Here is a 26,285-nt window from a genome sequence, read left to right as displayed (position 1 = left end):
GCCTCGAGCCAAAGCTGCGGATTTCCTTTCGAAAGGGAGGAAATCCGGCTTTGGCTCCTTTGTCGTCCTCGTCGTATTTGTAGCGTATTGTCCGACGCTGCAGTGGTTAGTAGTTTATTCAAATCAGCTGGAAATGGTAGAGATTTCAGGTTTCGTCTGTGTGACATGCAGCCGAGATTGTTGCTGAAGTGGCTGTGGAACGGTTGAAGTCGACCGGTTCGCGCACTGGCAAAACCTGAATTTTTTATCCTTTCTGTCACTCACGGAGTGTCCATGCACTACTCATTTACTGAGAAGAAACGCATTCGCAAATCATTCGCGAAGCGCGCCAACGTTCACCACGTTCCGTTCCTGCTGGCTACCCAGCTCGAGTCCTACCATAGTTTCCTGCAGGAAGACGTCGCACCGTCGACCCGCAAGAACGACGGCCTGCAGTCGGCCTTTACCTCGATATTCCCTATCGTTTCGCACAATGGCTTTGCGCGTCTCGAATTCCTGTCGTACGTCCTGGGCGATCCCGCCTTCGACGTCAAGGAATGCCAACTGCGTGGCCTGACGTTCGCGTCGCCGCTGCGCGCCAAGGTGCGTCTGGTGATCCTGGACAAGGAATCGCCGACCAAGCCGGTCGTCAAAGAGATGAAGGAACAGGAAGTCTACATGGGCGAACTGCCTTTGATGACGACCACCGGTTCGTTCGTCATCAACGGTACCGAGCGCGTTATCGTTTCGCAGCTGCATCGCTCCCCTGGTGTGTTCTTCGAACACGACCGCGGCAAGACCCACTCGTCGGGCAAACTGCTGTTCTCCGCGCGTATCATTCCTTACCGCGGTTCGTGGCTGGACTTCGAGTTCGACCCGAAAGACATCCTGTTCTTCCGCGTCGACCGCCGCCGCAAAATGCCGGTGACGATCCTGCTGAAGGCGATCGGCATGTCGCACGAGCAAATCCTGGCGAACTTCTTCGTCTTCGACAATTTCAACCTGCGCTCGGAAGGCGCGGAGATGGAATTCGTTGCCGAGCGTCTGCGTGGCGAAGTCGCCCGCTTCGACATCGTCAACAAGGAAGGCAAGACTTTGGTGCTGAAGGACAAGCGCATCAACGCCAAGCACGTGCGCGACATCGAATCGAACGGCATCAAGCATATTTCCGTGCCGGAAGACTACCTGCTGGGCCGCGTGCTGGCCAAGAACATCGTTGATCCGGAGACCGGCGAAGTCGTCGCGTCCGCCAACGATGAGCTGACCGAAGACGTCCTCGGCCGCCTGCGCGAAGCCAACATCAGCGAAATCCAGACCTTGTACACCAACGATCTGGACCAGGGCGCGTACATTTCGCAAACCCTGCGCATCGACGACACCGCCGACCAGATGGCCGCCCGTGTCGCGATCTACCGCATGATGCGTCCTGGCGAACCGCCAACGGAAGACTCCGTCGAAGCGCTGTTCAACGGCCTGTTCTACAGCGCCGACCGCTACGACCTGTCCGCCGTCGGCCGCATGAAGTTCAACCGCCGCATCGGCCGTGACGAACTGACCGGCGCCATGACCTTGTCGAACGAAGACGTGCTGGCCGTGATCAAGATCCTGGTGGAACTGCGCAATGGCCGCGGCGAAGTCGACGATATCGATCACCTGGGTAACCGCCGCGTACGTTGCGTCGGCGAACTGGCCGAAAACCAGTTCCGCGCCGGCCTGGTGCGCGTCGAGCGCGCCGTCAAGGAACGCCTCGGCCAAGCCGAAGCGGACAACCTGATGCCGCACGACCTGATCAACAGCAAGCCGATCTCGGCCGCGATCCGTGAATTCTTCGGTTCGTCGCAGCTGTCGCAGTTTATGGACCAGACCAACCCGCTGTCGGAAATCACGCACAAACGCCGCGTTTCCGCCCTGGGACCTGGCGGTCTGACCCGCGAACGTGCTGGTTTCGAGGTGCGCGACGTGCACCCGACCCACTACGGCCGCGTGTGCCCGATCGAAACGCCTGAAGGCCCGAACATCGGTCTGATCAACTCGCTGGCGCTGTACGCCCGCCTGAACGAATACGGCTTCCTGGAAACCCCGTACCGCAAGGTCGAAGGTTCCAAGATCACCGACCAGATCGATTACCTGTCGGCAATCGAAGAAGGCCGCTACATCATCGCTCAGGCGAACGCGACCATCAGCAGCGAAGGCACGCTCAGCGATGAGCTGGTCTCGGCCCGTGAAGCCGGCGAAACCATTCTGGTCTCGCCAGAGCGCATCCAGTACATGGACGTTGCTCCAGGCCAGATCGTGTCCGTCGCCGCGTCGCTGATTCCGTTCCTGGAACACGATGATGCGAACCGCGCATTGATGGGTGCCAACATGCAGCGCCAGGCCGTTCCTTGCCTGCGCCCTGAAAAAGCACTGGTCGGTACCGGTATCGAACGCACCGTGGCAGTCGACTCGGGCACCACCGTGCAAGCATTGCGCGGCGGTATCGTCGACTACATCGATGCGGGCCGTGTCGTGATTCGCGTGAACGATGACGAAGCAACCGCCGGCGAAGTCGGTGTCGACATCTACAACCTGATCAAGTACACCCGTTCGAACCAGAACACCAACATCAACCAGCGTCCTATCGTCAAGGTGGGCGACCGTGTGGCCAAGCGCGACGTGATCGCCGACGGCGCATCGACCGACCTGGGCGAGCTGGCTCTGGGCCAGAACATGACCGTGGCCTTCATGCCATGGAATGGTCTGAACTTCGAGGATTCGATCCTGATCTCGGAAAACGTCGTCAAAGACGACCGTTACACGTCGATCCACATCGAAGAACTGAGCGTCGTTGCTCGCGATACCAAACTGGGCGCGGAAGAAATCACCCGCGACATCTCGAACCTGGCTGAGAACCAGCTGGCTCGTTTGGATGAGTCCGGTATCGTCTACATCGGCGCCGAAGTGCAAGCCGGCGACACGCTGGTCGGTAAAGTGACGCCTAAAGGCGAAACCCAGCTGACCCCGGAAGAAAAGCTGCTGCGCGCGATCTTCGGCGAGAAGGCTTCGGACGTCAAAGACACCTCGCTGCGCGTGCCTTCGGGCATGATCGGCACCGTCATCGACGTGCAAGTGTTCACCCGCGAAGGCATCGTCCGCGACAAGCGCGCGCAACAGATCATCGACGATGAACTGAAGCGTTTCCGCCTGGACTTGAACGACCAGATGCGCATCGTGGAGGGCGACGCCTTCCAGCGTCTGGAAAAAATGCTGATCAACCAGGTCGTCAACGGCGGTCCGAAGAAGCTGGCCAAGGGCGCCAAGATCACCAAGGAATACCTGGACGATCTGGACAAGTACCACTGGTTCGACATCCGTCCAGCGGACGACGCCGCCGCCACCGCCCTCGAAGCGATCAAGGAATCGATCAACGAGAAGCGTCACCAGTTCGATCTGGCCTTCGAAGAGAAGCGCAAGAAGCTGACGCAAGGCGACGAGCTGCAACCTGGCGTGCAGAAGATGGTCAAAGTGTATCTGGCCGTTAAGCGCCGTCTGCAGTCGGGCGACAAGATGGCGGGTCGCCACGGTAACAAGGGTGTGGTTTCCCGTATCGTGCCGGTCGAAGACATGCCATACATGGCCGACGGTACGCCGGCGGACGTGGTGCTGAACCCGCTGGGTGTTCCTTCGCGTATGAACGTGGGTCAGATTCTCGAGACCCACCTTGGTTGGGCGGCAAAAGGCCTGGGTATCCGTATCGGCGAGATGCTGCAACAGCAGATCAAAGTCGAAGAGATGCGCAAGTTCCTGACCACCGTCTACAACGAGAACGGCCGTCCGGAAGATCTGGACCAGTTCGACGACGAAGAGATCATGAAGCTGGCGAACAACCTGAAGAAGGGTGTTCCGTTCGCTACGCCGGTGTTCGACGGCGCGCACGAGTCGGAAATCCGCCGCATGCTGGATTTGGCGTACCCTGACGACATCGCCCAGAAATTGGGTATGACGCCGTCGAAGAACCAGGTCACGATGTACGACGGCCGCACCGGCGAAGCATTCGAGCGCAAGGTCACCGTTGGCGTGATGCACATGCTGAAACTGCACCACTTGGTCGACGACAAGATGCACGCGCGTTCGACCGGTCCATACTCGCTGGTGACGCAGCAGCCACTGGGCGGTAAAGCCCAGTTCGGCGGCCAGCGCTTCGGTGAGATGGAGGTGTGGGCACTGGAAGCGTACGGCGCATCGTACGTGCTGCAAGAAATGTTGACCGTGAAGTCCGATGACGTCAACGGCCGTACCAAAGTGTACGAAAACCTGGTCAAAGGCGACCACGTGATCGACGCCGGTATGCCTGAATCGTTCAACGTGCTGGTCAAGGAAATCCGTTCGCTGGGTATCGATATCGACCTCGAACGAAACTAAAAGACAGCTCGGTTACATAAGACTGTCGTTTGGTTTGAGAAGCACAAAGCCCGGCGGGGCAACCCGGCCGGGCGATGTAGTCTCAGGAATTAGAAGTTTAATCACCTCTGGAGTGATACATGAAAGCACTGCTCGATCTATTCAAGCAAGTACAGACGAACGAGACCTTTGACGCGATCAAGATCGGTCTCGCTTCGCCTGAAAAAATCCGTTCGTGGTCCTACGGCGAAGTTAAAAAGCCGGAAACCATCAACTATCGTACCTTCAAGCCTGAGCGCGACGGCCTGTTCTGCGCCAAGATCTTTGGTCCTATCAAGGACTACGAATGCCTGTGCGGCAAATACAAGCGCCTCAAGCACCGCGGTGTGATCTGCGAAAAGTGCGGCGTTGAAGTCACCCTGGCCAAAGTGCGCCGCGAGCGCATGGGCCACATCGAGCTGGCCTCGCCGACCGCGCACATCTGGTTCCTGAAATCGCTGCCGTCGCGTCTGGGCATGGTCCTGGACATGACCCTGCGGGACATCGAACGCGTGCTGTACTTCGAAGCATATGTGGTGACCGATCCAGGCATGACCCCGCTGAAGAAGTGCCAGATCATGTCGGAAGACGACTACGCCGCCAAGTACGAAGAGTACGGCGACGACTTCACCGCCTTCATGGGCGCCGAAGGTATCCGTGAATTGCTGCGCTCGATCGACATCCACCGCGATGCCGAGACCCTGCGCGTGGAACTGAAGGAATCGAAGTCCGAAGCAAAGATCAAGAAATACGCCAAGCGTCTGAAAGTGCTGGAAGCGTTCCAGCGTTCGGGCATCAAGCCTGAGTGGATGATCATGGAAGTGCTGCCGGTGCTGCCGCCGGAACTGCGTCCACTGGTCCCGCTGGACGGCGGCCGTTTCGCGACCTCGGATCTGAACGATCTGTATCGCCGCGTCATCAACCGTAACAACCGTCTGAAGCGTTTGATGGAGCTGCGTGCTCCAGAGATCATCACGCGCAACGAAAAGCGCATGCTGCAAGAAGCGGTCGACTCGCTGCTGGACAACGGCCGTCGCGGCAAAGCGATGACCGGCGCCAACAAGCGTCCGCTGAAATCGCTGGCCGAGATGATCAAAGGTAAGGGCGGTCGTTTCCGTCAGAACTTGCTGGGTAAGCGCGTCGACTACTCGGGCCGTTCGGTCATCGTGGTGGGTCCACAGCTGAAACTGCACCAGTGCGGTCTGCCGAAACTGATGGCGCTCGAGCTGTTCAAGCCGTTCATCTTCAACAAGCTGGAACTGATGGGCTTGGCTACGACGATCAAGGCCGCCAAGAAGCTGGTCGAGATTCAAGAGCCGGTCGTCTGGGACATCCTGGAAGACGTGATCCGCGAACACCCGATCATGCTGAACCGTGCGCCTACCTTGCACCGTCTGGGCATCCAGGCTTTCGAGCCGGTCCTGATTGAAGGCAAGGCCATCCAACTGCACCCACTCGTCTGCGCGGCATTCAACGCCGACTTCGACGGTGACCAGATGGCTGTGCACGTTCCGCTGTCGATCGAAGCGCAGATGGAAGCGCGTACCCTGATGCTGGCGTCGAACAACATCCTGTTCCCGTCGAACGGCGAACCGTCGATCGTTCCGTCGCAGGATATCGTGCTGGGTCTGTACTACGCGACCCGCGAAGCGATCAACGCGAAAAACGAAGGCATGCTGTTCCAGGACGTGTCGGAAGTTATTCGTGCTTACGACAACAAGGAAGTGGAACTGACGACTCGCATCACCGTGCGTATCGTCGAGAATCCAAAAGACCCAGTGACCGGCGAATTCGTCCGCACCGTGACTCGCTACGAGACCACGATCGGCCGCGCCATCCTGTCGGAAATCCTGCCGAAAGGCCTGCCTTTCTCGGTGCTGAACCGCGCGCTGAAGAAGAAAGAAATTTCCAAACTGATCAACACCTCGTTCCGTAAGTGCGGCCTGCGCGCGACGGTCGTGTTTGCTGACCAACTGATGCAGTCGGGCTTCCGCCTGGCAACCCGCGCCGGTATTTCGATCTGCGTGGACGACATGCTGGTACCGCCACAAAAAGTCACCCTGATCTCGGCTGCGGAATCCGAAGTCAAACAGATCGAGCAGCAGTACGCCTCGGGTCTGGTGACCTCCGGCGAGCGTTACAACAAGGTCGTCGACATCTGGGGCAAGACCTCGGACGAAGTCGGCAAGGCCATGATGGACCAGCTGAAAGTGGAAGACGTCATCAAGCGTGACGGCACCAAGTCGACCCAGGAATCGTTCAACGCGATTTACATGATGGCCGACTCGGGCGCCCGCGGTTCGGCGGCGCAGATTCGCCAGCTGGCCGGTATGCGTGGTCTGATGGCGAAACCGGATGGTTCGATTATCGAAACGCCGATTACCGCGAACTTCCGCGAAGGTCTGAACGTTTTGCAGTACTTCATTTCGACCCACGGCGCTCGTAAAGGTCTGGCCGATACGGCGCTGAAAACCGCGAACTCGGGTTACCTGACCCGTCGTCTGGTCGACGTGACCCAGGATCTGGTCGTCATCGAAGATGATTGCGGCACCTCGAACGGCACGCTGATGAAGGCGATGGTTGAAGGTGGTGAAGTCATCGAAGCGCTGCGCGACCGTATCCTCGGCCGCGTGGTGGTCAACGACGTCGTCAATCCGGAAACCCAGGCGACCTTGTACGAAGCCGGCACCCTGATGGACGAGGACATGGTTGAAGAGATCGAGCGTTTGTCGATCGATGAAGTCAAGGTCCGTACCCCGCTGACTTGCGACACGCGCTTCGGCCTGTGCGCCAAGTGCTATGGCCGCGATCTGGGCCGTGGCATGCTGGTCAACGCCGGCGAAGCCGTCGGTGTGGTTGCCGCGCAGTCGATCGGTGAACCAGGTACCCAGCTGACCATGCGTACGTTCCACATCGGTGGTGCGGCGTCGCGTGCGGCGGTTGCCTCGTCGGTGGAAGCGAAGTCGAACGGTACCATCCGTTTCACCTCGACCATGCGTTACGTCACCAACGGCAAGGGCGCGCAAATCGTCATTTCCCGTTCGGGCGAAGTGCTGATCACCGACGACCACGGCCGTGAGCGCGAGCGTCACAAGGTGCCGTACGGCGCGACCCTGATCGTCAAGGACGGCATGGTCATCAAGGCCGGTACGGCCCTGGCGACCTGGGATCCGCTGACCCGTCCGATCATCACCGAATACGCCGGTGTGGTGCGTTTCGAGAACGTCGAAGAAGGCGTGACCGTTGCCCGTCAGGTGGACGAAGTGACCGGTCTGTCGACTTTGGTCGTGATCGATGCGAAGCGTCGCGGTTCGTTGACCAAAACGTTGCGTCCACAGGTCAAACTGTTGAACGACTCGAACGAAGAAGTCAAGATCGCCGGCACCGAACACTCGGTGGCGATCGGCTTCCAGGTCGGCGCGCTGATCATGGTGAAAGACGGCCAGGCGGTATCGGTCGGCGAAGTGCTGGCACGTATCCCGACCGAATCGCAGAAGACCCGCGATATTACCGGTGGTCTGCCGCGCGTTGCCGAGCTGTTCGAAGCACGTTCGCCGAAAGACGCGGGTATGCTGGCTGAAGTGACCGGTACGGTTGCATTCGGTAAGGAAACCAAAGGTAAGCAGCGTCTGGAAATCACGGACATGGACGGCAACAAGCACGAGTTCTTGATCACCAAGGACAAGCAAGTGCTGGTACACGACGGCCAGGTGGTGAACAAGGGCGAAATGATTGTCGACGGCCCGGCCGATCCACAAGACATTCTGCGTCTGCTGGGTATCGAAGCGCTGGCGCGTTATATCGTTGACGAAGTGCAGGACGTTTATCGTCTGCAGGGCGTTAAGATTAACGACAAGCACATTGAAGTCATTGTGCGTCAGATGCTGCGTCGCGTTCAGATCGTGAATGCCGGCGACACCAACTACATCGTTGGCGAGCAGGTTGAGCGTTCGGAACTGCTGGATGAAAACGACCGTATGAATGTAGAGAATAAGATTCCTGCAACCTACGAAAACGTTCTGCTGGGTATTACCAAGGCATCGCTGTCGACCGATTCGTTTATCTCGGCCGCATCGTTCCAGGAAACCACCCGCGTTCTGACGGAAGCCGCAATTATGGGCAAGCGCGATGGTCTGCGCGGTCTGAAAGAAAACGTCATCGTTGGTCGTCTGATTCCAGGCGGCACCGGCTTGGCATTCCACCGCGCTCGCAAAGAGAAAGAGCAGTGGGAAGTGGAAGAGCGTCAAGCTCTGCTGCTGGCCGAAAAAGCCTCGATGTCCGGCGGCGATGTGGAAGCGGTGGAAACCGTTACTCCGCACGACGGCGAAGCGTAAGAGAAATATAGCGCAATGTAAAACGGCACCTTCGGGTGCCGTTTTTTTATGCCCACGATTTAATAAAAGTCGCGAATTCACATCGTTCGCCCGAAGGAAATTAATTCTGTGATTCGGTTAATTCCGTGCTGGGACCGCCGCGACACCACAGATCCACGTAGGGCGGATTAGGCGGCACGCCGTAATCCGCCAAGCGCCGCCTGACAGCCAACCGCGCGCACGCGCCCAGCCCCCTACGCTATAGTCCGTGTAGAAATGGCGGACCTGACCCCGGAGTTTGCGCCAGCATTTAGTTCGTTCATGCTAATATCTGGCTCATGATCGCTCAAGCCCTCTTCACTCCCGCCCAGCAAAAACTGCTGGGCTTGCTGTTTGTACGTGTCAATCAAGGTTTCCACCTGAACGAGATCATGCGCCTGACCGGTCTGGGAAGCGCCTCGGCCCAACGCGAGCTCAAACGCCTGCACGAGTCTGGTGTTATCACGTCCGAACGCATCGGCAATGTGCGCCGCTTCAAGCCCAACAAGGAATGCATCGTGTTCGGGGAATTAAGCAGCTTGGTCAAGAAAACCTTCGGACTGGTCAGCGTATTGAATTCGGCCTTGGCGCCGCTGCAGCATGTATTGAACGTGGCCTTCGTTTATGGCGCGACGGCCAAGGAACACGAGGGTATGGATACGCCGGTGGAGTTGCTGCTGATCGGAGATAACACCAGCTACGGCGAGTTGTTATCCAGGTTGCCGGTCGCGGAGCGCTTATTGCGCCGAAAGATCAATCCCAACCTGTATTCGATTCCCGATTTTAAGCGGCGCCTGCGCGAACAACAGCCATTCATTCTGCAGGTATTACGCGAACAGAAAATCTATGTGCTGGGCGAGGAATCCGATCTGGAGAAAGTCATCAACGAGGACGCGGCGGCTTAATCTTCGCTTTGAATATTGCATCTAATATTCCATCGTCCGCTCATTCGCCCAAGCGGCAGATACCTGTCTTTGGGGGAACGATAAAGAAAACCGTGTATAACGCCCGGCCTGGGATTCGCAATGAATCTTCCCTCCAAATGCGGTAATCACCTGCTCGCAAAACGCCAACCCCATCCCCGTGCCGCCGCCATTATGCCGGGTGCTGTAAAACGGTTCGAAAACGTGGGGCAGCACGTCGGCCGGTATGCCGCTGCCGGTATCGGTTACCAACAGCTTTTTATCGGCGCCGTCGATAAAGAAAGCGATCTCCAATTCTCCCCGTCCCGCCGATTTGATCGCGTATAGCGCGTTCTTGAACAGGTTGTATAAAACGTAGACCAGCAGCACGTCCGAGCCGAAGAACGTGAAATCGTGCCCGCCCTTGACCACCACCTTGTCCCGCATCGAGCTTTCGAACGGGTAGCAGGCCAGCGCCTCCTCCACGCATTTCTGGATCGAATGGTTGGCAAAATCACTACGGCTGAGCATCCCCGCGCGGGCCGAGGCCAGCATCATGTCGACCACGAAGTTGGAGCGGCTGATCTCCGCGTCGATGTGCTGGGTCAGCTTGCCGAGGTAGTTCAGTTGCGCAGGTTGCAAGGTTGGCTCGATCAACTTGTGTTCGACCGCCAGATGGTAGCCGGCCAGTAACTCCGGCAGCGACTTGGCCAACACCCGCGACTGGCTGCGGATGGTGGCCAGCGGCGTACGCATTTCGTGCGCGATCGAGGCGGCGACTTCCATCGGGTCGGCCAGCAAGTTGTGCCGGACCATGGCCTGGGCGATCAGGCCGAGGCTGGCGGCGACAAACAGCATGCCGGGCGGATAGAACTGCACGCCGTAGTTGCACAGATAATCGACCGATGCGAAGAAGTAAATCAGCATGCTGACCAGGCAATAGCGCAAGCGCGTTTTTTCGGTCGACACGGCCAACTGCTGGCGGCGGTACAGCAGCCACAGACTGCGGCCGACGACCACCATCGTGTGCAGCAAGTGCAGCACATGCAGCGGGCCCGCTTTGGGATAAAAGCCAAAGAAGTAAGTGTAGAGGCCGGCGATGAGCCAGTTGCTGCTCAGCAGGATCACGCCCAGGAAGCCGGCGAACAGATAGGACAGCTCGACCCAGCGGCGCTCGCTGCGCTGCGCGGTGAGTTCGGCGACGAAATGGTACAAGGTGGTCGGCAGGAACAGGATCAGCAGATAGCCGAGCTTGGCCGCCGCCAGGGCCTCGTCCGGGTCGCGGATCTGGAACAGGATCGCCCAGGAGAATTGCCAGCAAAAGGTGGTGGTGCAGAGCAGGAATAACGTGAGGCTGACCCGGCTGACCCCGCGCGAATGCAGCACATATGCCCCGTAGCTCAGGAAGAGTAGCGAGACAATGGCGGGCAGGAGAGAGTGCATGAGCGCATTCAGCAGGCTTAATGATAGTCGCAGTATTGCGCGAGCCGGAAGAGGGCGCTTGTATTTCAGGAGGGTTCTTGCGATAGATCAAGGTGGCGCAGGATTGTGTCAACGCCGGAAGCAGACGTAACAAATGGGGCGGGGCACGGCAAGCTGGGCCGCCGCGATGTCGCCATCGTCGCGGCCCATTGCGGTTATCGCTGCGACGCGATCCAGCGGTCCACTTTTTCTTCCAGCAGCGCCAGCGGCACGGTGCCGTCGCTGAGCACCACTTCGTGGAATTTAGGCAGGCTGAAGCGATCGCCCAGCGCCTCTTCCGCGCGGTGGCGCAGTTCGACGATCTTGAGCGAGCCGATCTTGTAGCCCAGCGCCTGGCCCGGCCACGCCATGTAGCGTTCGGTTTCGGTCTTGGCGTAGTCGTCGTAGCCCAGGGTGTCGCGCATGTACTGGATGCTTTGCTCGCGCGTCCAGCCCTGCGCGTGCATGCCGGTGTCGACCACCAGGCGGGTGGCGCGCAGCAGCTCGTCGTTCAGGTGGCCGAAGTATTGCGCCGGATCATCGAACAAGCCCATTTCCTTGCCCAAGGTTTCGGAATACAGCGCCCAGCCTTCGGTGAAGGCGTTGTTGCCGCCGTATTTGCGGAAGTCGGGCAGGTTCAATTCCTGCATCAGCGCGATGTGGAAGTGGTGGCCCGGCTTGCCCTCGTGCAGGAACAGCGTGGTCATGCCGGTGCTGCCGTACTTGGCCGGATCGTTGACCACCGACCAGAACACGCCCGGACGCGAGCCGTCGCCGGCCGGCGCCGTGTAGTGGTCGGACGCGGTGGCCCGGCTCAGTTCAGGTTCCAGGCGCAGGTCCAGTTTGGCCTTGGGCATCAAGGTGAACATCTGCGGCAATTTGGTGTCGAGCACGTCGTTCAGCTTGTGGAACACGGCCTGCACTTCTTCCTCCGTCTTGAACGGGCGGAACTTGTCCTGCGCGGCGACCCATACCGGCAAGCCCTTGGCCGGGCCGTTGTAGCCGAGCTTGGGACCGAGCTCGGCGAACTGCTGCTGGATGCGCGCCACTTCGCGCAGGCCGATGGCATGGATCGCGTCCGGCTTGAGCGTGGTGGTGGTGGCGTTGGCCACGCGCGCCTGATACCAGGCGGCGCCGTCCGGCAGCGCGCCCAGGCCGGTCGAGGTGCGGCAGGCCGGCAGGTAATCTTTTTCCAGGAAGGTGGCCAGGCGGGCCAGCGCCGGCATGATGTCGTCGCCGACGGTCTTGCGGTAGGCGGCCGTCAGGCGCTGCTTGTCGGCGTCGCTGAAGCCGGCCGGCAATTTCTTGATCGGGGTGTAGAAAATATTCGCTTCCGCCGTGTCGCTGACCAGCTTCTTGAACTGCGGCAGCGCCGAGATCATGATGGCCTTCGGCTGCGTGATGCCTTTTTTCATTCCTTCGCGCATGTTGGCGATGGCTTGGTCGATCCAGGCCGGCATCTGCGAAATGCGGCTCAGATAGGCGTCGTATTCCTTGACGGTGGCGATCGGCTGCGACGCCTCGCCGCCGGCGTAGTTGGCCAGCACGACCGGCACGCTGTCCATCTGCGTGACCGGCAACAGGTGCTCGGGGAAGCGCTCCATGGCCAGCAGGCCGCGCAGTTCATAGGCGAGGATGTCCAGGTTGAGGCGGTCTTCGGCGTTCAGGTGGGCGCGCTTGATGGTCTTGAGGCGCTTGCTGAAATCGCGGTACATCTTGAACTGCAGCGCGCGCTTGCCCGGCGAGATGCTCAGGCCCAGCTGGTCGTCGTAGCGGTTGTCGCCGTTCTCGGTCGCGCCGATCGGCTCGTAGCGGGCGACGGCGTCGTAGTATTGGTCGGCGATGGCCAGCAGCGCCTGGTGCGCCGGGGTGGCGCTGACCCGTGGCACGGCGGCTGCCGGGGCCGCCATGCTGTTGCTGATTGGAACGAACACCAGCGCGAGCGCGGCCGCGACGCTGGCAAGACGGGATGCATGCTTCATGTTTTGTTTCCTGGTCAATGAGAACTCTGGCGGCGACTAGCATAAGGCATAGCGTCGGCCGGCCAAGAAACAAATTGTATCAAGCCACGTCAGGCGGCCGCTTCGGCGAAGCGGCTCTCATACAACGCCGCCACCAGGTCCGATTGCGTGATGATGCCGGCGAAGCGCTGCTCGTCGTCGACCACGGGAATGTGGTGGAAGCCGGAGTCGGCCATCAGCGGCACCAGGTCGACGATGGGCGTGTCGAGCCGCGCCGTGGTCGGGTGGTGGGTCATGATCTGGCCGACCACCTCGGCTTTTTCGGTGTGGGTGACGCCGCTCTTGCGCAGGAAGCGCCGCAGTTGCCGGCGGATGTCGCCGTAATTATCCAGGCCGCCATGGTCGAGGAAGTCGGTTTGCGTGACGATGCCGATCACCCTGCGCGCGCGGTTGAGCACGGGCAAGGCCGCCACGTGGTGGCGCCGCATCAACTGCCACGCCTGCTCCAGGTCGGTGCCGAATTCGGCGCTGACGATGTCGCGCGACATGATGTCCGCGCAATTGATGATGCCGAAGCGGCGCTGGTAGGCGCGCTGCTCGGTCTGCATGAACAGCGATTCCAGATCGTCGCGGCTGATGTCGAGCACCTGGTCGTGTTGCTTGAGCACGGCGTCCAGGTCCTCGGGCTTGAAGCCCAGCCGCACGGTCGGCACCGCGTCCCTGGTGCCGTGCGGATTCGGATGGGCGGCCTGCTGCGTGTGCGGATAGCGGCGCCCGGTCAGGTTGTTGTAGATGATGGCCATGCCGGTCAGCAGCGCGGTGTTGACCAGCACCGTCAGCAGCGCGAATTCGAAACCGGCCGCGTGCACGGCGGGGCCGCCGATGACGGTCGTCAACGCCACCGCGCCGCCGGGCGGATGCAGGCAGCGCAGCGCGAACATGGCGGCGATCGCCGCGCCGACGGCGACGCCGCACAGCATCGGCATCGGCAACGATATGGCCGAACCCGCGCCCAGCCAGCGCACGCAGGCCGCGCCCACCAGTCCGCTGACGACGTTGCCGCCGATGGCCGACCAGGGTTGGGCCAGCGGACTGGCGGGCAGCGCGAACAGCAGCACGGCCGAGGCGCCCACCGGCGCGACCATGAAGATGGTGGCGCTGCTGGGTTCGAGCAGGAAGTGGCTGAGGACGGCGGTGATGAGCAGGCCGCACAGGGCGCCGATGGCGGCGCGCAGTTGTTCGGCGCCGCTGGCGGTGGTGGGGCTGGGGAGCCAGCGGTCCAGGATAGCGCGCATGGGCTTAATGAGTATTCGAAATAAGCATTATCCCATGTCGGGCCGGCTCACGCACGCACGTTGCACCTTATTGGTGCGAATCCTGATGGGATACCAGTTCCAGCGGCAAGGCGGTCGTGTATTTGATCTGTTCCATCGAGAACGCCGACGACACGCCGGTCAGTTGGCCGACCTTGATCAGGCGCTTGTAAAACGCGTCATAGCCGTCGATGTCGGTGGTGACCACCTTGAGCAGGTAGTCGACGTCGCCGCTCATGCGGTGGAATTCCTGCACCTCCGGCAAGGCCATGACGGCGGCGGCGAAGCGGTCGAGCCACTTGGCGTCGTGCTGGCCGGTGCGCACGCTGACATACACCGTCACCGGCAGCCCGACCTTGCGCCGGTTGACGATGGCGACGCGGCTTTCGATATAGCCTTCCTCCTCCAGGCGCTTGACCCGCTTCCAGCACGGCGTGCTGGACAGGCCGACCTTCTCGCTGAGCGCGGCGATCGAGAGCGTGCCGTCCACCTGCAGCGCGGCCAGGATGGCACAGTCGAATTTATCGAGTGAATTCATATGAAATAGGCTAAGAAAACGATTTGAACCGGATTGCGGAGTAATGAAGCATGCTCATGCTAACTTACCCGCTAAGGAGAGACTATTTTGGCATATTTTCTCCTTGGTGCCTGGTTAAACTGTTCAGCTGACTTGTATATCCTTGCGGCGAACACCATGACCACTGAAATCTACCTCGACGGCAACGCCACCACCGCCGTTCTGCCCGCCGCCATCAGCGCCGCCATCGATGCCATGGGCCAACGCTTCGGCAATCCCAGCAGCACCCACGCCACCGGGCTCAAGGCCAAGGCCATGCTCGACCAGGCGCGTGCCTGCGCGGTGCGCTTGCTGGGTGTCGGCGACGGCCGGCTGATGTTCAACAGCGGCGCCACCGAAGGCATCCAGACCTCGGTGCTGTCGGCGCTGGTGGCCTTGCGCGAGCGCCAGGCGCGCGGCGAGGCCATCGGCAGTCTGCTGGTCTACGGCGCCACCGAACACAAGGCCGTGCCGGAAAGCCTGGCGCACTGGAACCGTCTGCTGGGTTTGAATCTGACCCTGCACAAATTGCCGGTCAACACGGACGGCGCCCATGACCTGGCGCTGCTGCGGCAAGTGGCCGGCTCGGCCGCGTTGATCTGCACCATGGCCGCCAATAATGAGACCGGCGTCGTCAGCGATCTGGACGGCATCGAAGCGGTCATCAAGGAAACCGGCACGGCCGCCTACTGGATGGTCGATTGCGTTCAGGCGCTGGGCAAGCTGACGTTGGACCTGGCCGCCACCCGCATCGATTACGCCCCATTTTCCGGCCATAAACTTTACGCGCCCAAAGGCGTGGGCATGTTGTACGTGCGCGCCGGCGCGCCGTTCACGCCGCTGATCATGGGCGGCGGCCAGGAGTCGGGCCAGCGTTCCGGCACCGAGAACATGGCCGGCATCGCCGCGCTGGGCGTGGTGCTGGCCGCGCTCGAACGCGGCGACACCTTCCGCAGCCACGACGCGCTGTGGAATTTCCGGGCGCGCCTGGCCGACAGCCTGCGCGCCGCCTTGCCCGGCGTGGTGTTCAACAATCCGTTCGGCAAGGCCTTGCCGACCACGCTCAACTTCTCCGTGCCCGGCCTGTCGAGCCGCGAGTTGATGGACGTGTTCGACGCGGCCGAAGTGCGCGTCAGCGCCGGCAGCGCGTGTTCGTCGGCCAAGGCCGCGCCCAGCTACGTGCTCGACGCGATGGGCGTGCCGCTGTGGCGCAGCGCCGGCGCCATCCGCATGTCCTTCGGTCCGCTGGCCGACGAAGAAATGATCGCCGCCGCCTGTGCCCGCATCGAGCGCTGCGGCGCCGCGCTGCGCGCCAGTTGCCTGATCGCATCCGAGAGTGCCGCCGTGCCGCATGACGGCTTGCTGCAACTGGGTGTCGAAGGCGCGTGCAGCTGGCTGGTGCTGGACGCGGCAAGCGGCAGTTGCGTGGTCATCGATCCGTTGCCGGAAATGACGTCGCGCATCGCCTCGTATGTGCGCTGCCAAAACTATCGCGTGCTGGCGGTGGTCGGCACCTCGGCGGACACGGGGCGCCAGTCGCTGGTGGACGCGTTGGGCGGTCACTACGTTGCCGATTCGGTGGACGAGTTTGGCTGGCCGGCCGCCGCGCAGGTGGAGGTGGCGTTGGAGGGCGGCGCGACCGCGCGCGCGATCGCGCTCGGCGCGCAAGTGCTGGCCAGCGTGGCCGCCGGTGGTGCCGCCGCTGTTTCCTACAATGGATCGCGCGCGTATCTGCTGGGAACTACCGACGCCGGCCGCTTGCCGGCCTCGTCCGTTCGCTTCGTATTCAGCGCCGATTCGCTGGACGAGGCGTTGCGGGCCGTCAGCGGACCGCACACCTTGCTGTGCCCCACCCGCGACGAGCAGAATCAGTTCTGTACTAGCATGACGAAGCACTCGCAGGCAACCTTGACTGCCTCCGCGCAACTGCCAACACAGCGCGACATGCAACTCGACAGCGCCGAGCTTGAAGCGTTTTTGACCGCGCATCCGGACGCCGTCTTGATCGACGTGCGGGAGGCGTATGAATTCGCCGCCACCGTCATGCCAGGTCCGGGAGGGCGCGTGGCGCATAGCGTGCCGCTGAGCCGGCTGGCGGGCCAGGCCAGCGTATGGTTGCGCGGCGAGCAGCGGCCGCTGGTATTTTTCTGTCGCAGCGGCAATCGCAGCATGAAAGCCACGCAGTGCCTGCGCCGCCTTGGTCATCAGCAATCGTATAGCCTCAGCGGCGGCTTGGCGCTCGCCGCATAAACTTGCCGCCACAACCGGCACGGCAAAATGCTAGTCACCAAAAGGGCCTGAATGGCCCTTTTTATTTGCCCGGACTCCGTCACTCACGGCTGTATGTTCGTCACCGTACAGTGCCATCTCGCGCGCCCCAGTACGATGCCTTAGCACATAATTTCCCATTCGCAGATTCGTCGCGCCCGTAGCTGGAGCGCGGCCGCGTCTCGCATGCAACATAGCGAGGTATAAGTTGAAAAAGTCCAATCCCCTAATGCCCGAGATGACGCTCGGATTCCGCGAATCGACAACGGCCTCCCTGGTCTCGGACGAAGACGACGAAGACCTGCCCTTACGCGCCGAGCTCTTCAGCGCCGCACAAATGGGCGCGCACGGCAGGACCTTGGCGGCCCACCACGAACTGAGCACCCGCGGCGGTCCCGACCAGCTGCTGTCGCGCCTGTCGGAAAACGCCGACTTCATCAACACCACCTGCGACGAACTTACCGAGGCCGTCAAGGCCGGCCGGCAGATCACGCCCGCCTCCGAATGGCTGCTCGATAACTTCTATCTGATCGAAGAGCAGATCCGCATCGCCCGGCGTCACCTGCCCAAGGGGTACAGCAAGGAGCTGCCGCGCCTGAGCCGTGGCGCGCCGGAAGGCTGCCCGCGCGTCTACAAGCTGGCGCTGGAAATCATCTCGCACGGCGATGGCCGCGTCGATTTCGAATCGCTGTGCCGCTTCGTCGCCGCCTATCAGGAAATCGCGCCGCTCAAGCTGGGCGAATTGTGGGCGATCCCGATCATGCTGCGTCTCGCGCTGATCGAGAACCTGCGCCGCGTGGCCGTGCGCGTGGCCGACAACCGCGCCGACCGCGATCTGGCCAACAGCTGGGCCGACCAGATGACCGAGGTGGTGGAAAAAAATCCGAGCGGTTTGATTTTGATGGTGGCCGACATGGCCCGCTCCAATCCACCGATCACCACCGCCTTCGTCGCTGAACTGGCGCGCCGCCTGCAGGGACAAAGTTCTGCGCTGACCCTGGCGCTGTCGTGGATCACGCACCGCCTGGCCGAATCGGGCCACACCATCGAACAACAGATCCAGGCCGAGATCCAGCAGCAGGCGGCCGAACAGGTGTCGATCGCCAACAGCATCGGCAGCCTGCGCTTCCTCGGCACCATGGACTGGCAGGAGTTCGTCGAGACCATGAGCGTGGTCGAACAGACCTTGCGCCAGGACCCGGCCGGCGTCTACGGCCGCATGGAATTCGCCACGCGCGACCATTACCGCCATTCGGTGGAGAAGATCTCCAAGCATTCGCGCCTGTCGGAAGTGGAAGTCGCGCAGCAGGCCTTGCAACTGGCCGTGGCGCACTCTAACAGCGGCGATGAGCGCCACAGCCACGTCGGTTTCTATCTGATTGGCGGCGGACTGCCGGCGCTGGAAAAAGTGACCGGCATGCGCCGTCCGTGGCGCGAGGTGTTCCGCCATACGTCGGGCGCCTCGCCGCTGACATCCTATCTGGGCGCGATCGCCGCCATCACCTTCGTCGCCACCGCGCTGCTGCTCGAACGCGCCGCCTTCCACGGCGTGAACGGCATCGTGCTGGTGGCGCTGGGCGTGCTGGCGCTGCTGGGCAGCAGCCAGCTGGCGCTGAGCCTCGTCAACTGGGTGACCACCCAGATCACCCGTCCCAATCCGCTGCCGCGCATGGACCTCGACGACGGCATTCCCGCCGAGGGCAGGGCGCTGGTGGTGGTGCCGACGCTGGCCTACAGCAAGGACAACATCGAGGAATTGTGCGAACAGCTGGAAGTGCGCTTCCTCGCCAATCGCGATCCCAACCTGGTGTTTTGCCTGCTGACCGATTTCGCCGACGCACCCGCCGAGACCCTCCCGGGCGACGCCTCGCTGCTCGAGCAAATGCAGCACCGGATCGAACAGCTCAATCGCAAGTACGCCGTCCATCCGAGCGGCGACCCGGCCACGCCGTTCCTGCTGCTGCACCGCCCGCGCCTGTGGAATCCACAGGAAGGCGCCTGGATGGGCTACGAGCGCAAGCGCGGCAAGCTGCAGGACCTGAACCGCTTCCTGCGTGGCGGCGCGCGCGACAAATTCTCGGTCGTCGTCGGCGATATCAGCCAGCTCGAAAGCATCAAGTACGTCATCACGCTCGATACCGATACCCAGCTGCCGCGCGACGCGGCGGCGCAGTTCATCGCCACCATGATGCATCCGCTGAACCGCCCGCGTGTCGACGCTGCGCGCGGCTGCGTGGTCGAAGGCTACGGCATCCTGCAACCGCGCGTGGCCGTCAGCCTGCCGAGCGAAAACGCATCGCACTACGAAAAGCTGTGCGGCGGCGAGCCGGGTATCGACCCGTACACCCGCACCGTCTCCGACGTCTACCAGGACGTGTTCCTGGAAGGCTCCTTCATCGGCAAGGGCATCTACGATGTCGACGTCTTCGAGCAGGTGCTGGGACACCGCCTGCCCGACAACCAGGTGCTCAGCCACGATCTGCTGGAAGGCTGCTATCTGCGCGCCGGCTTGCTCAGCGACGCCCAACTTTACGAAGAATATCCGAGCCGCTACAGCGACGACGTGAGCCGCCGCCAGCGCTGGATACGCGGCGACTGGCAGCTGATCTCGTGGCTGTTCGGCCGCGTGCCGGGCCCCGGCCGCAAGCGCGAGAAAAATCCGCTGTCGCTGCTGTCGCGCTGGAAGCTGTTCGACAATCTGCGCCGCAGCCTGACCGCGCCGGCGCTGGTGCTGTCGCTGATCGTCGCGTGGCGCTGGCTGCCCGACCCGTGGCTGTGGACCGGCGCCGTGCTGACCGTGATCTTCCTGCCGCCGTTTGTCAGCGCGCTGCACGACCTGCTGCACCGGCCCAAGGATACTTTATGGAGCCAGCATCTGCGCGCGACCATGCGCCGCACCGGCCTGCACTTCTCGCACGCGATATTGATGCTGGTTTTCCTGCCATACGAGGCCTATTTCAGCCTTGACGCGATCGTCCGTAGCGTCTACCGCATGACGGTATCGCATAAGCACATGCTCGAGTGGCGTGCCTCGGCGCTGTCGCGCACCGGCGCCAACGCCAGCACCTGGGTCAGGATGTGGCCTGCGCCCGTGCTGGCGCTGTTCATCGGCGGCATGCTGCTCGGTTGGCGTCCCGCCAGCCTGGCGCCGGCCGCGCTGTTCCTGCTGGCGTGGCTGGTGGCGCCGGCGCTCGCGGACTGGATCAGCCGTCCGATCAAGCGCAAGGATGCGCAGCTGTCGCCGGAGCAGAATGTGTTCCTGCATAAGCTGGCGCGCCGCACCTGGGCCTATTTCGACCGTTTCGTCGGCCCGGACGACAACTGGCTGCCACCCGATAACATGCAGGAGCATCCGGCGCAGGTCATCGCGCACCGCACTTCGCCGACCAATATCGGCATGGCGCTGCTGGCCAACCTGAGCGCATGCGACTTCGGCTACATCACGGTGTCGCAGCTGATCGCGCGCACCGGCGCCACGCTGGATGCGATGGATCAGCTGGAGCGCCACCAGGGCCACTTCTATAACTGGTACGACACGCAGACCCTCAAGCCGCTCCACCCGATCTATATTTCGACGGTCGATAGCGGCAACCTGGCGGGCCACCTGCTGACGTTGCAGCCCGGCCTGACCGGCATGTTCGACCAGCCGGTGCTCGGTCCTCAAATCATCGACGGCATGCTGTCCACCCTGCGCGTGCTGGAAGAGACGCTCAACGACGCCGCCACCGCCAGTGCACCGGCTGCAAGCGTCAGCGTGGCGACCGTTGCCAACGCCGACGGCGACGCCGACAAGGCCGCGCCATCCAGCGCAACCCAGAGCGCCGAATCCATCGCCACGCCGCCGGACCTGGCGCCGCTGCTGGCGCTTATGGCCGCGAAGCCCGACCCCACACACCTGCAGCAGTTGAATGGCTGGCTGGTGCTGGCCGCGCAAGCCGCCGAAGCGCTGCACGCGCAGGTCGATCCACAAAGCGACGCCGCGATGTGGAGTGCCTCGCTGGTTCAGCAAAGCCACGCCGCGCTTGACGAACTGGCGGTGTTGACGCCATGGGTCAACCTGTCTTCCGATACCGTATTCGACACCAGCATGACGCGCGTGCCGACCTTGCGCGAGCTGGCCAGCCTGTCCCACGCCACCGCCGCCATTCCGGTGACCGACCTGGCCCCGGCCGAGCGCGAACGCCAGCAACAACTGGCGCAGCTGCTCGAGCAGGGCAGCGCCGCCGCGCATGAACGCATGCGCGCGCTGGCCGAACTGGCGCAGCGCAGCTGCGGGTTCGCCCAGATGGAATACGGCTTTCTGTACAACGAGACGACTAACCTGCTGGCTATCGGCTACAACGTCAGCGAGCGCCGCCTCGACGCCAGCTATTACGATTTGCTGGCGTCCGAAGTGCGCCTGGCCAGCTTCATCGCCATCGCCCAGGGCCAGCTGCCGCAGGACCACTGGTTCGCGCTGGGCCGCCAGTTGTGCATCGTCGCCGGCAAGCCGGTGCTGCTGTCCTGGAGCGGCTCGATGTTCGAGTACCTGATGCCGCTGCTGGTGATGCCGAACTACCCGAGCACCTTGCTCGACCAGACCTACAATGCCGTCATCGATGCGCAAATCGACTACGCCAAGCGCCGTGGCGTGCCGTGGGGGATTTCCGAGTCCGGCTACAACACCGTCGACACCAGCCTCAATTACCAGTACCGCGCCTTCGGCGTTCCCGGCCTCGGCCTCAAGCGCGGCCTGGCCGACGATCTGGTGATCGCGCCGTACGCCACCATGATGGGACTGATGGTGCAGCCGGAAGCGTCCTGCCTGAACCTGCAGAAGATGGCGGGCCTGGGCTTCATGGGACGCTACGGCTTCTACGAGGCGATCGACTACACCGCCTCTCGCCTGCCGCGCGGCCAGAGCTGCGCCGTGGTGCGCTCGTTCATGGTCCACCACCAGGGTATGGGCCTGCTGTCGCTCAGCTACCTGCTGCACGACCGGCCGATGCAGCGCCGCTTCGAATCCGATCCGCTGCTGCAATCGACCTTGCTGGTGCTGCAGGAACGCAGCCCGCAAGCCGGCGCCTTCTATTCCAACACCACCGAGCTGGCGGCGCTGCGTTCGACCGTGCCCGATCAGCAGGCGGCGCCGATGCGCGTGCTCACCCAGCACAGCACACCGGTACCGGAAACCCAGCTGCTGTCGAATGGACGCTATCACGTCATGGTCACCAACGCCGGCGGCAGCTACAGCCGCTGGCGCGACCTGGCCGTGACGCGCTGGCGCGAAGACAGCACCCGCGACAACTGGGGTAACTTCTGCTACGTGCGCGACCTGGATGATGGCCAGTTCTGGTCCACGACGTATCAACCAACCCTGGTCGATCCGCGCAAGTACGAAGTGATCTTCTCGGAAGGACGCGCCGAATTCCGCCGCTCCGACCGCGGCATGGAGCTGTACACGGAAATCGTGGTCTCGCCGGAAGACGACATCGAACTGCGCCGCACCCGCATCACCAACAAGAGCGACAGCATGCGCACCATCGAGGTGACCAGCTACGCCGAGGTGGTGATGGCGCCGGCGGCCGCCGATGCCGCCCACCCGGCCTTTAGCAAGCTGTTCGTGCAAACCGAGATCCTGCGCGACCAGCAGGCGATCCTGTGCACGCGCCGTCCGCGCGGCGGCAACGAGGCCATGCCGTACATGCTGCACTCGATGACGGTGCACGACGCCAAGGTGGTCGAGGTGTCGTTCGAAACCGACCGTTCGCGCTTCCTCGGCCGCGGCAACACCGCCGCCGCGCCGCGTGCGCTGCTGGAAAGCGGCCCGCTGGACGGCGCCGAAGGCTCGGTGCTCGATCCGGTCGTGGCGATCCGCTACACCATCACGCTCAAGCCGGACCAGACGGCCACCGTCGATATCGTCACCGGCATGACCGAGCAGCGCGACGCCGCGCTGCACCTGATCGACAAATACCAGGACCGCCACTTGGCCGACCGCACCTTCGAACTTGCGTGGACCCACAGCCAGGTCGTGCTGCGCCAGCTCAACGCCAGCGAGGCGGACGCGCAGCTGTACGGCCGCCTGGCCAACTCGGTCATCTATCCGAACGCCGCGCTGCGCGCCGATGTCGGCACGCTGGTCAAGAACCATCGCGGCCAGTCCGGCCTGTGGGCGTACGCGATCTCCGGCGACCTGCCGATCGTGCTGCTGCAGATCCGCGACCCGGCCAACATCGATCTGGTGCGCCAGATGGTGCAGGCGCACGCCTACTGGCGCCTCAAAGGCCTGGTGGTCGACCTGGTCATCTGGTACGAGGACCAGTCGGGATACCGCCAGCTGCTGCACGAACAAATCATGGGATTGATCGCCTCGGGCATCGACGCCCAGGCGGTCGACCGTCCGGGCGGCATCTTCGTGCGCCTGGCCGACCAGATCTCCAACGAGGACCGCATCCTGCTGCAATCGGTGGCGCGCGCCATCCTCAGCGACACCCGTGGTCCGCTGGCCGAGCAGATCAAGCGCCCGGGCCCGCAGTCGATGCGCATGCCGCCGTTGCTGGCGGACGGTCGCGGCGAGTACGGCGACGCGGTGCCGCCGGCCCGTCCCGCGCGTCCGCTGATGCTGGAAAACGGCATCGGCGGCTTCACGCCGGACGGCCGCGAATACGTGATCACCACCCGCGAAGGCCAGCGCACGCCCGCGCCGTGGTCCAACGTGCTGGCCAATCCGCAGTTCGGCACCGTCATCTCGGAAAGCGGCCAGGCCTACACCTGGCACGAGAACGCGCATGAATACCGCCTGACGCCATGGCACAACGATCCGGTCAGCGACGCCAGCGGCGAAGCCTTCTATCTGCGCGACGAGCAGACCGGCGAGTTCTGGTCGCCGGCCGCGCTGCCCGCGCGCGGCGCCGGCGACTACGTCACGCGCCACGGCTTCGGCTACAGCGTGTTCGAACACAGCGAGAATGGCATCGCCACCGAGATGACGACTTTCGTCTCGACCGACGCGCCGATCAAGTACACGGTGCTCAAGGTGCGCAACGATACGCTGGTGGCGCGCAAGCTGTCCGTCACCGGCTACGTCGAATGGGTGCTGGGCGATATGCGTTCCAAGTCCGGCATGCATATCCTCACCGAGGTCGATCCGGTCAGCGGCGCGATGTTCGCCCGCAATCCGTACAACACCGAGTTCACCGGCCGCGTCGCCTTCTTCAATTGCGACGCCAGCCTGCGCTCGATCACCGGCGACCGTGGCGAGTTCCTGGGCCGTAATGGCTCGCTCGCCGCGCCGGCCGCGCTGCGCCGTTCTCGCCTGTCCGGCAAGGTCGGCGCGGGGCTCGACGCCTGCGCCGCCATCCAGGCGCCGTTCGACCTGCTGCCGGGCCAGGAGCGCGAGATCGTCTTCGTGCTCGGTGTGGCCGGCCGCCGCAACGCCGACGCCAGCAGCCTGGTACAAAAGCACCGCAGCGCCGGCGCAGCGCAGGAGGCGCTGGCCGCCGTCCACGCGCACTGGGAACAGACCCTGGGCGCGGTGCGCATCGAAACGCCGGAACCGGAGCTCGACGTCATCGCCAACGGTTGGCTGATGTACCAGACCATCGCCTGCCGCATCTGGGCGCGCAGCGGCTACTACCAGTCCGGTGGCGCGTTCGGTTTCCGCGACCAGCTGCAGGACGCGATGGCGACCATCCACACGCAGCCGCACCTGCTGCGCGACCAGCTGCTGCTGTGCGCCGCCCACCAGTTCCTCGAGGGCGACGTCCAGCACTGGTGGCATCCGCCGTCGGACCGCGGCGTGCGCACGCACTGCTCGGACGATTATCTGTGGTTGCCGCTTGGCGCCTGGCGCTACGTCGCCAGCACCGGCGACATGAGCGTGCTGGAGGAAAACCTGCCATACCTGGAAGGGCGCGCCGTCAAGCCGGAAGAGGATTCCTACTACGACCTGCCTAGCCGTTCGGGCCAGAGCGGCACCCTGTACGAGCATTGCGTGCAGGCGATCCGCCACGGCCTGCGCTTCGGCGAACACGGTCTGCCGCTGATCGGCTCCTGCGACTGGAACGACGGCATGGACAAGGTGGGCGAGCATGGCAAGGGCGAGAGCGTGTGGCTGGCCTTCTTCCTGTGCGAAGTGCTGCAACGCTTCGCCGATGTCGCCGACATGAAGGACGACGCGGTGTTCGCCGCCGAATGCCGAGAGGAGGCCAGGAAGCTGGCCGCCAACGTCGAGCAGAATGCCTGGGACGGCGAGTGGTATCGCCGCGCCTATTTCGACGACGGCACGCCGCTCGGCTCCCACACCAACGAGGAATGCCAGATCGATTCGATCTCGCAGAGCTGGGGCGTGCTGTCCGGCGCCGCCGATCCGGCGCGCGTGCGCGGCGCCATGGAGCAGGTCAACCAGCGCCTGGTGCGGCGCGACTCGGGCATTATCCAGTTGCTCGATCCACCGTTCGACAAGGCCGGGCCGAACCCCGGCTACATCCGGGGCTATGTGCCGGGTGTGCGCGAAAACGGCGGCCAGTACACCCACGCCGCGATCTGGACCGCGATGGCGTTCGCCCGCCTGGGCGACACCGAGCGCGCCTGGGAACTGGCGCGCATGATCAATCCGGTCATGCACGGCAGGACGGCGGAAGGCACGGCCAATTACAAGGTCGAGCCTTATGTGGTGACGGCCGACGTCTACGCGGTGGCGCCGCACGTCGGGCGCGGCGGCTGGAGCTGGTACACCGGGTCCTCGGGCTGGATGTACCGCCTGATCATCGAATCCCTGCTTGGCCTCACGCGCAGCGCGCAGCAATTGACGCTGACGCCGCGCATGCCGGCCGGCTGGAACACGTTCACGCTGACCTACCGTTACGAGACATCCTCGTACGTGATCCGCGTGCTGCATGACAATGGCGCCGGGGCCAGCGCGGTGCCGGTGCTGACGGTCGACGGCGTGCCGCAACAGGAGCAGGCGATCGCGCTGGTCGACACGGGCATGACCCACCAGGTCGAACTGCGTCTGCCGGCGCGGTCGGCCATCCCTGCAAAGGAGCTACCATAACCACTTGGGGTCAAGTCTGACATTCGGACACAAGCTC

Annotated in this window: 9 protein-coding genes; 5 read left to right on the top strand and 4 right to left on the bottom strand. The window is 62.9% G+C overall.

Annotated features, from left to right (window positions below; genetic code table 11):
* Positions 1–273 precede the first annotated feature (273 nt).
* From rpoB to AC0IYS_RS29320, 3 genes are all read left to right on the top strand, one after another.
* Positions 274–4,380: a DNA-directed RNA polymerase subunit beta gene (gene rpoB / locus AC0IYS_RS29330; protein WP_471708479.1), complete on the top strand. Its 4,107-nt coding sequence runs from the start codon at positions 274–276 to the stop codon at positions 4,378–4,380.
* Between the two features lie 119 nt (positions 4,381–4,499).
* Positions 4,500–8,732, top strand: a complete 4,233-nt coding sequence (rpoC, locus tag AC0IYS_RS29325) for a DNA-directed RNA polymerase subunit beta' (protein WP_471708478.1) — start codon at positions 4,500–4,502, stop codon at positions 8,730–8,732.
* A gap of 317 nt (positions 8,733–9,049) precedes the next feature.
* Positions 9,050–9,655, top strand: a complete 606-nt coding sequence (locus AC0IYS_RS29320) for an ArsR family transcriptional regulator (RefSeq protein ID WP_471708477.1) — start codon at positions 9,050–9,052, stop codon at positions 9,653–9,655.
* Between the two features lie 21 nt (positions 9,656–9,676).
* Here the strand turns inward: AC0IYS_RS29320 and AC0IYS_RS29315 are convergent, their stop codons facing one another.
* The 4 genes from AC0IYS_RS29315 to AC0IYS_RS29300 all read right to left on the bottom strand — a co-directional run bounded on the left by AC0IYS_RS29315 (position 9,677) and on the right by AC0IYS_RS29300 (position 14,925).
* Entirely contained in the window at positions 9,677–11,095 is a 1,419-nt protein-coding gene (locus AC0IYS_RS29315) for a sensor histidine kinase (protein ID WP_471708476.1), read from the bottom strand.
* A 194-nt stretch (positions 11,096–11,289) separates the two neighbouring features.
* Entirely contained in the window at positions 11,290–13,095 is a 1,806-nt protein-coding gene (locus tag AC0IYS_RS29310; protein ID WP_471708475.1) for a DUF885 domain-containing protein, read from the bottom strand.
* 89 nt (positions 13,096–13,184) lie between these two features.
* Positions 13,185–14,369, bottom strand: a complete 1,185-nt coding sequence (locus AC0IYS_RS29305; RefSeq protein WP_471708474.1) for an HPP family protein — start codon at positions 14,367–14,369, stop codon at positions 13,185–13,187.
* Positions 14,370–14,436: 67 nt separating this feature from the next.
* The gene (locus AC0IYS_RS29300) at positions 14,437–14,925 is read right to left on the bottom strand and encodes an Lrp/AsnC family transcriptional regulator (RefSeq protein WP_471708473.1); all 489 of its coding nucleotides are present in this window, start codon (positions 14,923–14,925) and stop codon (positions 14,437–14,439) included.
* Between the two features lie 156 nt (positions 14,926–15,081).
* Between AC0IYS_RS29300 and AC0IYS_RS29295 the strand changes: the two genes are divergently transcribed.
* On the top strand, positions 15,082–17,193 hold the full coding sequence (locus tag AC0IYS_RS29295) for an aminotransferase class V-fold PLP-dependent enzyme (protein ID WP_471708472.1): 2,112 nt from the start codon (positions 15,082–15,084) through the stop codon (positions 17,191–17,193).
* Positions 17,194–17,449: 256 nt separating this feature from the next.
* Positions 17,450–26,248, top strand: a complete 8,799-nt coding sequence (locus AC0IYS_RS29290; RefSeq protein WP_471708471.1) for a GH36-type glycosyl hydrolase domain-containing protein — start codon at positions 17,450–17,452, stop codon at positions 26,246–26,248.
* Positions 26,249–26,285: the final 37 nt, after the last annotated feature.

It is taken from the genome of Duganella sp. AC237, from assembly GCF_979254035.1.
Note: the sequence above shows the minus strand (reverse complement) of the source record. Positions and strands in the feature narration are given on the sequence as shown.